The organism is Streptomyces sp. NRRL F-5630 (assembly GCF_000719475.1).
Taxonomy (GTDB): Bacteria; Actinomycetota; Actinomycetes; order Streptomycetales; family Streptomycetaceae; genus Streptomyces.
Map to the genome: position 1 here is coordinate 43,613 of NZ_JOGO01000014.1, position 12,482 is coordinate 56,094.

The following is a 12,482-nucleotide window of genomic DNA, read 5'->3' on the forward strand; positions in this document are numbered from 1 at the left end:
ATGAGCGAACGCCGTGTAGCCCTCGTCACCGGAGCCAACCGCGGGCTGGGGTACGCGCTCGCCGCTGGTCTCGCCCGCCCCAACATGAGCATCGTGGTCACCGCGCGGGATTCTCGGGACGCGCACGAAGCCGCAGCGCGACTCCGCGCTCAGCGGCCGGGCGTCGAATATGAGGCACACCAACTCGACGTGACCGACCCCGCCAGCGTTTTTCGAGCGTTCGCCGAGACGCAACGCAGTTTCGGGCGACTCGATGTTCTACTCTCCTCTGCCGGCATCGCCATTGATCGGGGCCGCACTCCGTCCGTCCTTGATATGGAAAAAGTCCGTGCCACGCTCGATACGAACCTTCTCGGGGCGTGGCGCTGCGCAGCGGAGGCCATTCCGATCATGCGCAAGAACAATTATGGCCGCATCGTTCACGTATCGAGTCGCATGGGCAGCCTGGCGAATATGACGTCGAGCAGCCCCGCCTACCGGGTCAGTAAGGCAGCACTCAACGCGCTTACGCGAGTCCTGGCCGACGAAGTCGCACAGGACAATATTCTCGTCAACTCCGCTTCTCCCGGGGTGGCTGCGACTCGGATGAACTACGGCGGGAAGGCCGTGAGCCCCGAAGAGGCAGCTCAGGGGATGATCTGGCTGGCCACAGCCCCGGACGACGGTCCACGAGGCGAGTTCTTCGAGGGGCGCTCCATCGTTCCCTGGTGAATATGAATTAACCAGGGAACAGTCGAACGGGAAAGCGAAGCGCCTTCGTTTCGCGGCTGGTTGAGTATAAAACGAGGATATCCGCCGCCTCTACAAACCGGGCTTCCCCAGTGCTTTCCTTGATGCTGTCTTCACTCGGCTTCGGTCGAAGACAGCAGGACACCTCACGGTGTTCGGTGGCGTAAATCCCTCATGCTGAGGGATGCACGCCGCATCGGGGCCCATCGGGCCATTGGGAAGCAAAGCGTGGAGGTGAGGCGTGAATTCCACACCAACCACCGAGACGGCGTCCTCTGCGGACGTCGATCCCGGCGTCTCCTGGAGCGTCAGAAGGGACGCGCCCGGTATCAGTTTTCCGGGGGAGATCCGGGAGCGCATCCGACGGTCGATGGACGGCGACGAGGAGTACGAACTTCTCTACACCGCCGAACTCGTCGCCGGAGAGTTGGTGACGAACGCAGTACTGCACGGCGGCCGGCATGTCATCGTCGAGTTCCTCTGGCGGGGCGACGTGGCCGTCGTCACTGTCCACGACTGCTGTCCGCGCCACATCGACGCCCCGAAGAGGCCAGCTGAGGAGTGCGGCCGGGGCCTCGCGATCGTGACAGCCCTTGGCGGTGACTTCTGCACGTCCACGCTGCCGGAGGGCACCTACGCTCAGTGGCACTCGGAGCCCGGCGCCCTCCGTGAGGGATTTACTCGTTCAAACCCGCGAAACCCTTGGGGCCCCTGCCCTCACGCTCCTGCCTCACAGAGCACGACGAGCTGATCCGTCTTCGCCCCTCGTGCGCGCCGGGTCCTTGCCCGGCGCGCACGAGGCGGCCCTTGCCCCCTTGTTCCCGCCGTCGCGTTGTCGCTTCCCCGGTGGCCGGAAGCCCGGGGCGTATCGAGCACACACCGGCACCGTCCCCGCGCGTTGCGCGCGCCTTCGCGCATTCGGCGAGCCCCCGGGGGGGCGGCCTGCCCCTTCCACCCCCGCACCCGTCCACGGAGACCTCCCCATGACGACTTCCCTCCCGATCGAGCGCTACGGCCTCATCGGCAACACCCGCACCGCCGCGCTCGTCGCGGACACCGGCGAAATCGACTGGCTGTGCGCGCCCGACTTCGACGGCCCGGCCGTCTTCGCCGCGCTCCTGGGCGCACCCGAGCACGGCACGTGGCGCCTCGCCCCTGCCGTCGCCCCGCAGCACGGCTCGGAGCGCGGGGCGGGGGTGAGCATGTCGCGCCGCTACGTGCAGGACTCCCTCGTCCTGGAATCCGAGTGGCGCACGACAACCGGCGCGGTGCGGGTGACCGACTTCATGCCGCTGACGGCCGGGACGACGCAGGTGATACGGATCGTCGAGGGCCTGGTCGGCGAGGTCGCGATGGTCTCCGAGCTGCGGGCGCGGCCCGGGTATGGGCGGGTGGTGCCGTGGGTGCACGAGGAGGGTGGCCGCATCGTCGCCGAGGGCGGCGGGGTGGCGGTGTGGCTGGACGGCCCGTGCCGCCAGACCGAGATCGACGACGATGTCGTCGGGCACTTCGTCGTGGCGGCCGGGACGAGCGCGGCCCTCGCGCTGAGCGTGGCCCCTGCCCACGAGGCGCCACCGCGCGTGCCCGACCCCGACGCCGCGCTCCTCGAAGCGCTCGGGGTCTGGCGGGAGTTCGCGTCCCGCTGCACCTACCGGGGCCCGCACCGCGAGGCGGTGGTGCGCTCGGCCCTGACCTTGAAAGCGCTCACGTACGCGCCGAGCGGGGCGATCGTCGCCGCGCCGACGACGTCGCTGCCCGAGGAGATCGGCGGCGAGCGGAACTGGGACTACCGGCATGCGTGGGTGCGGGACAGCGCGGGCACGCTGGCCGCCCTGATCGGGGCCGGCTACCAGGAGGAGGCCGTCGCCTGGCGACGATGGCTGCTGCGCGCGGTGGGTTCGAGCCCGCTTCGGATCATGTACGGGCTGCGCGGTGAACACGACCTTCCCGAACGGGATTTGTACTGGCTGCCCGGGTACGCCGGGTCGGCTCCGGTACGGGTGGGCAACGGGGCAGCCCAGCAGGTGCAGCTCGACGTGTACGGCGAGCTGATCGAGACCCTCTACCTCGCACACGAAGCGGGGATCGCCCACTGCGAGGACACCGCCGCTCTGCACCGTCGGCTCATCGCGCAGGTGGAGGCGAAGTGGCAGCAGCCGGACGCGGGCATCTGGGAGGGCCGGGGAGCCTTGCGGCACTACGTCCACTCGAAGGTGATGCTGTGGGTCGCCGTGGACCGCACGGCCCGCCTCGCCGAGGACGGCGCCCTCCCCCTCGACCCGGCGCCGCTGCGCGAGCTGGCCGCCCGGATTCACGCGGAGGTGTGCGAGAAGGGCTTCGACCCCGTCCGTAACACGTTCACGCAGTCCTACGGCTCCACCGACCTCGACGCCGCGCTCCTCCTCATCCCCGCCGTGGGCTTCCTGCCCGGGGACGACCCCCGGGTGCTCGGAACCATCGACGCCGTACGCGAAGCGCTCAGCACGCCGGACGGGTTCGTGTACCGCTACCCGACCAAGGGCGACACGGTGGGCGCGGACGGACTCGCGGGCGACGAAGGCGCCTTCCTCCTCTGTTCCTTCTGGCTCGTCGATGCCCTCGCCCTCAGCGGCCGTATCGAAGAGGCCCGCCCCTTGTACGCGCGTCTGCTGGGGGTGCGCAACGATCTGGGGCTGGCCTCCGAGGAGTACGCCCCGGGCGCGGGCCGTCTGCTGGGCAACTTCCCCCAGACCTACACCCACGAGGCGATCATCCGCAGCGCCCTCCTCCTCCAGCACGTCACTGCCCGGGGCGCTAGGGACGTGGAGATCGCGGCGATCGAGGAGATCACCCCGGCGCTCGTACGGACGGGGGCCGGGCGATGACCGCGCTCGCCCTGGTGGCCGTCTTCGCCTTCGCCGTGCTCGCGACCGCCCTCCCCCTCGCCCGCAGACGGCCCAAGCAGGCCCTTCAGCAGGCACGCGCCGACGAAGAACGAAAGAACGCTCAACTGCGTGCCGCAGAAGTTGCATTGGGCGACGTGGCGCGAGCCCTCGTGTCGGGTGGCCGCGTAGGGGCGGAGTTCCCCCCGCAACTTCGGGACACCCCTTTGGCGACCGCGTTGTACCGGGTGCTTTCCGGGGTGTCCACCGCCGTCTCGCTCGGCGTCGAGGCCGCGCGCCAGGAGGCGCGCGTGCGGGTGGAGCAGGTCCGGGCGATCGCGGAGCGCGAACAGCAGGAGTACGTGTCCTCCTTGCGTGCCGTGGTCGCAGACCTCGCCCACCGCGCGGGGCCCGCCCGGCCGTCGGACGTACCGCGCACGCACGAAGCGCACGACGTGACAGCAGGGGACCCCGGCGCCCGGGGTGCGGCGGCGGTCCTGCTCGCCGCCACCAACTACGCGATCCTCGGGGGCAGTCGGCTCGCGCCCGCGGGGAGGCCGTCGAGCCTGGCCGACGTGGTGCGGAACTCGTGCGCGCGGGCTGGTGTCACCGAGCGGGTGCGCCTCGCCCAGATCCCCGAGGTCATGGTCCGCGGGGAAGCCGTCGAGGGCCTTACCCACCTCCTGGCCGCGCTGCTCGACAACGCGAGCCGCGCCTCCACCACCGTCCAGGTGGCCTGCGAACCCCGGCCCGACGGCTCGGCCTACCTGCTCGTGGACGACGCCGGCCCCGGCATGACCGGGGAGCAACTCGCCGCCGCGCGAGGCTTGCTCGGTGAAACCGGGGCCGAGGTGCTGCTGCACCTGGGCGCGCGCCCGCAGCTCGGCCTGCGCACCGTCGGAGCCCTCGCCCGGTACCTGGGCATCGGCACCGACCTGATCAGCCCCGCCCCCCTGGGGCGGGACCCGGGTGGTCCTGGCCCTGCCCGGCGCCCTGCTCGCCCTCCCCGCCCCACCCCGCGAGGGCGGGGAGGCGGTGGGCGGGGGCCGGCGCGGGACGGCCGGGGAGTGGATCGCGGGCACCCGCCGCGCCCGCACGCAGGAGACGCACCGATGAACCATCACACGCCTTCCTCTACTCACGGCCGGGCAACGTGGCTTCCCCCGGCACAGGCCCGGGTCGCGCGTCTCGTGGCGGCCGGGTGGGGCAACAGCGAGATCGCCGCCCGCACCGGCCTGCCCGCCCTCCGCGTGAACACCCTCGTTCAGCAGCTACGGGAACGACTCCGCCTTCCGGACAGCGCCTCACGTGCGATGCTCGTCCACCAGCTCCTCGCCCAGCGCTACATCCCCGTGCCCGCCCGCGACGGGCGACCGGCCCTGATCCCCACGGAGGCGCGCCTCGTGCGCGCGTGGGGCGAACACGCGACCCGTCTTGCGGTCGCCGACGCCCTCACCATGCCTCCGGGCGAGGTCGACCTGTGGACTCGGACCCTGCTGCGCAAACTCCGGGCTCGTAGCACGGCCCACCTCGTCGCGCTCGGCCACGCCCTGGGCGTTTTCGCCAGCCCCTCCCTCGGCGCGAACGAGCCTCTGCCCGTCCGGCCCGGCCTCCTGTCGCCCGCCCGCGCCACCGCCCTCGGCCTCGCGGCCCGCGGCATGGGCAGAGAGGAAATCGCTTCGCTCCTCCACGTGAGCCCCGAGACCGTCACCCACCACCTCAAAGCCTCTCGGGCCGCCCTGGGATGCCCGCCGGGAACGGCCCTCCACGTCCTGGTGCACACCCTCTTCGCCACGGGCGCGGCCACCCCACCCTCCATCGCCGCCCCGGCCCCGCCCCTGACCTCCGCCCAGTTGCGTCTGTGGGAGGCGATCGCCACGAATTCGCTGTCCTCGGACATCGCCCGCGCCGTCGGCACCACACCGCGCGCGCTCCGGCCCGCCGTCGGCCACCTCACCGCGCACGCCGGCACCGACAGCGCCCTCGGCCTCGTCGTGCGCGGCCACGCCTGGAACTGGTGGGACTGGAAGGAAACCACCACCACATGAACCATGAACCCGCCCACCCCGAAGCGCCGAACGCCCTGACCCGGCTCGCCCTGGACCTCGACCGCGCCTACCCCTGGTGCACCTACCGCGTCATGGGCACCACCGACGGCGGACGCCCCCTCCAGGCCCTGACCGTGCGCGGGGGAAGCGACCGCACCGTGGTGGTCCTCGCCGGAGCCCACCCCGACGAGGACACCACCCACAGCCAGTTCCACCTCGCCCTCCGCCTCGCCGCACAGCCCGCCCTGCGCACGGGCGTCACCTGGCACCTCGTCCTCGACGCCGACCCCGACGGCGCCGCCCTCAACCACTTCAGTGGCCCGAGCATCGCGGACCACTTCGACCACCGGGCCTTCTACCGGCCCCCCACCGACCGCCAGCCCCTGTGGGGCTTCACGCTCCAGGACCCACCCGGCTTCGCCGAGACGAAGACCACCCTCGTCCTGCGCTCCCTCCTCGACGAGACCAAGCCCGACATGCTGGTCGACTTCCACCGCTGCCTCTCCGGCGGCGCCTACACCCTCACCACCCGCCCAGACCCCGCGACCAACTCCTTGAACCCGCTCGTCGCGCACCGGGCCGGTGTTCCACTGGCGCTGAACGGCGACGAGGGCGGCGATCCCCTCACCGAACAGGACAAGCTGGCCCACGGTGTCTGGCTCGCCCCGCACGACGGCGGCTTCGGCCCCGACCGGCGCACGAGCGCCTGGCACTACGCCGCCCACCACCACGCCACTTTCGGCGTCGTCGTCGAGGCCCCCAACTGGATCATCGCCCCCGACCGCGAGGACGGCCCGAAGAGCGCCAACCGCCTGCGCAAGGCCCATGCACGGCTGGCCGCCTGCGCGGGTGCTCTGCCCGACCTCGCCCTCACGCTCCACGGCGAAGCCGCCCGCTCGCGCCTGGGCCTGCTCCTCCCCCTGGCCAACCAGGAAGACGGCCGCGAGCACTCCATCGGCCCGGTCACCGACTGGACGATCCTGCGCGTCAGCACCGCCCTCGCCGGGCACGCCGTCGACACCGACGGCCCGGAAACGGCCGTCGAGGCCACCGTCGACCTCCACCACCACCTGCTCGCCTCCACCAGCCAGCGCCGGCGCCACCGCACCGTCGCCCCCTCCAGCGCGGTCGCCTACCACCTCGGCGCAGCCTTCGCCGCCGTGCACGGCGTACCCGGACTCACCACCCTCTGGAACCGCTCGTGAACCCACGACCCGCACCCCGGCGCTGGGTCTCCCTGGGCGAGATCATCGGCGCCCCACCACCCCTGCGCTACCAGCGGGGACCGAGCTTCACCACCGCCCCGGAACCCCGGCCCGAGACCAGGACACCGGAGCAAGAGGCCGCCGACCGCACCGCACGAGCCGCCGGATACCTCCCGCAGGAGACCACGCCCGAGGACCGGAACGCCGGATGGCGCTGCAAGTGCGCGACATGCGGAGCCCTCCGCCGCCCCTCCCTCGCCGCCATCGAACGAGGCACACGCTGCCGCCATTCGAACGGCGGCCGCCCACCGGGAGCCTGACGCTGCGCAGCTCCATACGGCCGAGCGACCTCGCCGTCTGCAGACGCGCTTGCTCCGTGTCGGGGCCGTGCCGGATTCGCGCTTGTTCGGGGGTCGGATGCGTGCTGCGGCCCGCGTGCGGGCTGGAAGCCGAGGAGCCCCCAGGGTCCTCGGCTCGCGGTAGTGGAGGAGCCAGGCGCAGCGCAGCACCGGATCAACTGCCTACGCGGTCGATCCGGGCCACGTCCGTGGTCGTGGACGGGAATCCTCTGACGTCGGGCTGTGCGTTGCCTTATCGGGGCGAACGATTGTCACGCTTGGAGCAGAGGAAGCTCTACGCCTCTTCCTACCCGACAAGTCCGCGGGGCTCGCGCTATGCGGCCAACTGCAATAGCACTGCCGGGCTTCCCCAGGAGAGGCGTTGCACTACTGGTTGAACCAGAGCCACCTCAATGCCTGACCGCGTGCGGACATACGCTCGACGAAGTTGGACGCGTGCTTCCAGTCCCTCCTCCCTCAAAGCACCACTACGAACAAGATCGCGAAGCTGAAGACTCAATGCCCAGGATGTCGACCGCATGAGAACGGGTCCGATCTCCGGCGCAGCCTGAAAGCTGAACAGGAGAGCCGCCTGCGGAGCCTCTCCTCGACTGATCCGCATGATCGACTTACGACAGATACCACCGAAGTGGCAGCCGCAGAGGCAGCCGTACTGCTCGCTCGGTCCAGCCTCATCGCCACCTCGGCAAGGACATCGCTCGCCTGCTTCCTCCTCGACTCCTGCTCGGCCTATGAGCACGGCATCTGCGTCTGCGATGCGCACCGATACCTCGTCGACCGATAGGGTCCGTACCCACTCGCCCGATTCGACAGCACCGGGACATCGCTCCGCCGGCAACGCCCCTGCGATCGCTCGGTCGATCTGCCGATCACGGGACTTGATCAACCACTGCACACCGGAAGTCGTCTTCTCGACCCGCAGTTCCGCCACTGCCTTCTCACGCATCCACCGCTCTGCCGCTTGAGTCACATCACTCACCTCGTCGCCGTGCATCACGCCCAGAGGATCCCGGAGAAGGTCGGCTTGCACCGGCCGACATCAGCCTGTAGAGGGGCGCCTCACCGATCGGCCGCCGGCAGCCCGACGCTGACGCTCCCGGGCAGCGCGCTCAGCGCCACCCGGGAGCCTCTTCCCTATAGCAGGGCCATCGGGTCCTGTTCGGGGCCGTGGATGAAGCCGGGCACCCAGCGAACGGGAGCACTGGCCGGGAAGAGCGTCACCCGTACACCGAAGTCGATCAGGATCTCCTTTCGCGCCTGTACATCCGCAGCGCGGAACCAACGGTCGGCGACCGTCTCGCCAGTCGGCCGCCGGACCATGCCAGGCGCCCGCCTCGGCTCAGCCTCGAGAGCGGCCAGCTCCCTTCCCAACGCGGCGTATCGGTCCCGGAACCACACTGCGTCATCCGGGGCGTCGTACAGCCCGGCGTCACGGTCGGCTCGCAGCCGTTCACGGCTGGCCCGGTTCTCCGCCACGCGCTCGGCGATGCCGTTACCCGGGTCGTACACCGTCTCGTAGATCATGCCGTCACCCAGCTCTCGGAGGAACCACTCCTCGACGTAAGCGTCAAGAAGATGAGCATTGATGAGGGGTGCAGGTCGGCAGTGCTGCGCCTGAAGCCAGCCCTTGTTCCGCGCCGTGCACGTGTAGCGCGGTGGGGCGTCCCTCGACGTCTGGGTGTAGAGACGCGTATGGCATTGCCCGCACAGGGCGACCGTGGTCAGCAGGTATTCGCGGTTGGAACGGCGGGTCCAGGGAGCCTTCCGGGAGAGGACGGCGCTCCTGAGCGCCTCGTGCGTGGCCCGGTCCCACAGCCCCTCGCAGAGCCGTACGGGGTGACCGTCCGCCCTGCCGAGGACGGGCCTGTTGCGGTGCATCAGATACCCGAGGGTGGCTTCCGACAGAAGGATGTTCTTCAGGCTCTGCGGCGACCACGGCCGTCCACCTGCCGGCTTGCCGTACATCATGGCAAGGTGATCCGCGGGTGACGGTTCTCCGGCACGGTTGAGACGCGCGGCCTCGCTGCTGCAGGTGACGTTGTCCGGATCGGCAAGGATACGGCGGGCGACGTTCCGCAGCACCTCCGAGGCGTGCGGGTGCAGTTCGACCTGATCGATCTTCCCTCCCATCACCTTCCGCACGTACTGGAAGCCGTACGACGGCTTGCCCTTCGGACGGCCGGCGGCGCGGGTCTTGACGGTGGCGTCACGGTTCCTGCGCTGGATCGCGCGCAGTTCCATCTGCGCGCCCCATGCCTCCATGGTGAAACGGTTCTCGTCGGCGGGGTCGTCGAGATTCCAGGCTCCGTCGTGCCCATACGTGACGAGCATCTTCTTCTCGTCCCGCATCTTGTAGCCGGTGTTGAGGCAGTCGACGACGTTGCGACCGAGCCGGTCCACCGCTGCGGCGACCAGGCCGTCGTACGGGCCCCTCTCGTCACGGAGCCATGGGCCCAGACTGGGTCGGGTCACCGGATCCGTAGCGCCGGAGACCTCCCAGTCGTCCGCCCAGCCGATGATGTGGGCGCCGACGGCGGCGGCGGCAGCGAGCACGTTCTCGCGCTGGCGCTCAGGCGAAGACGTCGCCAGCTTCACGCGCGACAGCCGCCGCACTCCGAGCAGGCACTTGCCGCATCCGTCGTAGGGTCGTTCGATCGTGTTGAGGTCCGTACCGCGCATTTCTTCTCTCCGTTCGAGCGCGCATCGTACGGAGAATCGGCGGCCACGCCCCGCTGAACGATCTTGGTCAGCTGAGGAAGCTCAGACGAACCTGACGGTTGTCTTTAGAAACGTTCGTGTCCACCAGGCACACCGATTGCCACGTTCCCAGGGCCAGGTGGCCCGAGGTGACCGGGAGGGTGGCGTGTGGGGGGACGAGAGCGGGGAGGACGTGGTCGCGGCCGTGGCCGGGGGTGCCGTGGCGGTGGTGCCAGGGGTGGGTGGGAGGCAGGAGGGTCTGGAGGATCGCGAGGAGGTCGTCGTCGCTGCCCGCGCCGGTTTCGAGGATCGCGAGGCCCGCTGTCGCGTGGGGGACGAAGAGGTTGAGGAGGCCGTCGCGGCCGGCGGCATGGTCGGCGAGGAAGCGCTCGCAGTCGGCGGTCAGGTCGTGGACCGTTTCGTGGGTGCCGGTGCGGACGCGGAGGGTCTCGGTGTGGAACGTCATGAGGGGCATCCTCGCGCACCAGGTGCGGGAAGATCCGGCGGCACGGCGTCGTTGGTGCGGGAGTGAGTGAGGACAGAGCGGTGGACGTCGTCGTGGTCGGTGCCGGGCAGGCGGGGCTTTCGGCCGCGTACCACCTGCGGCGGACGGGGACGGATCACGTCGTGCTCGACCACGCGCCCGCGCCGGGCGGGGCCTGGCAGTTCCGGTGGCCCTCGCTCACGTACGGCAAGGTCAACGGGATGCACTCGCTGCCGGGCATGGAGCTGACCGGCGCCGATCCCGCGCGGCCCTCGTCCGAGGTCGTCGCGGACTACTTCCGCGCCTACGAGGAGCGGTTCGCGCTGGCGGTGCGGCGGCCCGTCGACGTGCGCGCGGTGCGCGAGGGCGAAGGCGGCCGGCTGCGCGTGGAGACCTCGGACGGTACGTGGTCGGCGCGCGCCCTCATCAGCGCGACGGGCACCTGGGACCGTCCCTTCCGGCCGCACTACCCGGGCCAGGACGCCTTCCTCGGTGAGCAACTGCACACCGTGCGGTACCCGGGTCCGGAGTACTTCAGCGGCAAGCGTGTCGTCGTGGTCGGGGGCGGGATATCGGCGACGCAGCACCTGCTCGAACTCGCTCCGTACGCGGCGGCGACCCGCTGGGTGACACGGCGGGAACCGGTCTTCCGCGAAGGGCCGTTCGGCGAGGAGGAGGGGCGTGCCGCCGTGTCACTCGTGGAGGCGCGGGTACGGGACGGGCTGCCGCCCCGCAGTGTCGTCTCGGTGACGGGGCTGCCCCTCAACGACGCGAGCCGCGCGGGGCTCGCCGACGGCACTCTCGACCGGCACCCGATGTTCGCGCGGATCACGCCGGAGGGGGTCGAGTGGGCGGACGGCAGCCGCTTCGACGCCGACGTCATCCTGTGGGCGACCGGCTTCCGGCCCGCTCTGGAGCACCTGCGGCCGCTCGGTCTGCGGGAGCCCGGCGGCGGCGTGCGCATGGAGGGCACGAAGGTCGTGCGCGATCCCCGGGTGCACCTGGTCGGGTACGGGCCCTCGGCGAGCACGATCGGCGCCAACCGGGCGGGGCGGTCGGCCGTACGGGACATCCGCGCCCTGTTCGGCGAGCCCACCTCACCGGAGCCCGCCCCCGGGCCCGTACCGGCGACCGTCTGAGTCCTCGGTCCCCCGCGCTCCCGCTCCCCCGGCTCAGGACGAGGCGCTCGGGCTCGGGGAGCTGTGCAGCTTGTTGAACTCGGCCACGTTCCTCTGGTGCTCCGCGTAGTCACTGGTGAAGCGGGTGTCGCCGCTCTTGACCGTGACGAAGTACAGCCAGTCGCCCTCGGCGGGGCGGGTCGCCGCACGCAGTGCCCGGGCGCCCGGGTTGGCGATGGGCGTGGGCGGCAGGCCCTTGTGGACGTACGTGTTGTACGGGGTCTTGCTGCGGGTCTCCGAGGTCCTGGTGTGCAGGGTGGTGCGGCCGAGTCCGTAGTTCAGGGTCGAGTCCATCTGGAGCGGCATGCCCTCGTCGAGCCGGTTGTAGACGACACGGGCGACGCGGGCCATGTCCTTGTCGGTGGCGGCCTCGGACTGGACGATGCTCGCGACGGTGACGAGCTGGTAGCGCGAGACGGCGTTCTGCTCGGCCCCCGCGGCGACGGTGCCCTCGGCGTACGCGCGGTTGGCCGTGTCCACCATCGTGGTCAGCAGGCGCTCCGGGGTGGTCCTGTCGGTGATCGGGTACGTCGCGGGGTAGAGGTACCCCTCCGGATTGCCGCCCGCGTCGCCGGGGAGCGAGAGGCCGGCGTCGGCGGCCTTCTTGCCGGTCGTGCCCTTCTTCAGGTGCAGGGCGGTGTCGACCGCCGCGTACACCTGGCTCGCGCGCCAGCCCTCGGGAACCGTGAGCGTGCCGGTGCGCTGGGTGCCCTCGTCCTCGTCGCCGCCCAGGACGAACGGCACGGCGATCGCGGCGGCGACGGCGAGGGCCGCCGTGAGGAGGACGAGTCTGCCCCGCCGGGTGATACGGGTCCGGCGGCCGTCCGGAGGTCCCGGCCGGCCGGGCGCGGGCTGGGAGCGGGGGCGCGAGGGGCGCGAGGGGTCGGTCATAGGGGCACGTTAATCACTTATCTCCCGTTT

10 protein-coding genes are annotated in these 12,482 nt (G+C 70.9%); 7 read left to right on the forward strand and 3 right to left on the reverse strand.

The genetic code is table 11. The features are described 5' to 3' along the window. The 6 genes from IF99_RS0109365 to IF99_RS33910 all read left to right on the forward strand — a co-directional run bounded on the left by IF99_RS0109365 (position 1) and on the right by IF99_RS33910 (position 7,163). Entirely contained in the window at positions 1 to 711 is a 711-nt protein-coding gene (locus IF99_RS0109365; RefSeq protein ID WP_030995913.1) for an SDR family NAD(P)-dependent oxidoreductase, read from the forward strand. A gap of 259 nt (positions 712 to 970) precedes the next feature. Beyond that, positions 971 to 1,480 (forward strand): ATP-binding protein, encoded by a 510-nt coding sequence (locus tag IF99_RS0109370; protein ID WP_030995914.1) that lies wholly within the window; start codon positions 971 to 973, stop codon positions 1,478 to 1,480. Positions 1,481 to 1,712: 232 nt separating this feature from the next. Then, positions 1,713 to 3,593: a glycoside hydrolase family 15 protein gene (locus IF99_RS0109375; RefSeq protein WP_030995915.1), complete on the forward strand. Its 1,881-nt coding sequence runs from the start codon at positions 1,713 to 1,715 to the stop codon at positions 3,591 to 3,593. Further along, positions 3,590 to 5,638: a helix-turn-helix transcriptional regulator gene (locus IF99_RS34820; protein ID WP_234340635.1), complete on the forward strand. Its 2,049-nt coding sequence runs from the start codon at positions 3,590 to 3,592 to the stop codon at positions 5,636 to 5,638. The genes IF99_RS0109375 and IF99_RS34820 overlap by 4 nt, the downstream gene beginning before the upstream one ends. Next, complete coding sequence (locus IF99_RS0109390; RefSeq protein WP_030995917.1) at positions 5,635 to 6,843, forward strand: carboxypeptidase; 1,209 nt, start codon at positions 5,635 to 5,637, stop codon at positions 6,841 to 6,843. Before IF99_RS34820 ends, IF99_RS0109390 begins: the two co-directional genes overlap by 4 nt. Further along, a complete protein-coding gene (locus tag IF99_RS33910) occupies positions 6,840 to 7,163 on the forward strand; it encodes a hypothetical protein (protein WP_158716584.1) in 324 nt (107 codons plus the stop codon). Before IF99_RS0109390 ends, IF99_RS33910 begins: the two co-directional genes overlap by 4 nt. Before the next feature lie 1,173 nt (positions 7,164 to 8,336). Here the strand turns inward: IF99_RS33910 and IF99_RS0109395 are convergent. Next, the gene (locus IF99_RS0109395; RefSeq protein WP_030995918.1) at positions 8,337 to 9,881 is read right to left on the reverse strand and encodes a recombinase family protein; all 1,545 of its coding nucleotides are present in this window, start codon (positions 9,879 to 9,881) and stop codon (positions 8,337 to 8,339) included. A 67-nt stretch (positions 9,882 to 9,948) separates the two neighbouring features. Continuing rightward, positions 9,949 to 10,374: a YjbQ family protein gene (locus IF99_RS0109400; RefSeq protein ID WP_030995919.1), complete on the reverse strand. Its 426-nt coding sequence runs from the start codon at positions 10,372 to 10,374 to the stop codon at positions 9,949 to 9,951. Between the two features lie 53 nt (positions 10,375 to 10,427). Here IF99_RS0109400 and IF99_RS0109405 point away from each other — a divergent pair, with 53 nt between their 5' ends. Continuing rightward, positions 10,428 to 11,522, forward strand: coding sequence for an FAD-dependent oxidoreductase (locus IF99_RS0109405; protein ID WP_051703422.1), 1,095 nt, complete (start codon positions 10,428 to 10,430; stop codon positions 11,520 to 11,522). Between the two features lie 33 nt (positions 11,523 to 11,555). Here the strand turns inward: IF99_RS0109405 and mltG are convergent, their stop codons facing one another. Then, entirely contained in the window at positions 11,556 to 12,452 is an 897-nt protein-coding gene (gene mltG, locus IF99_RS0109410; protein ID WP_030995921.1) for an endolytic transglycosylase MltG, read from the reverse strand. Positions 12,453 to 12,482 lie beyond the last annotated feature (30 nt).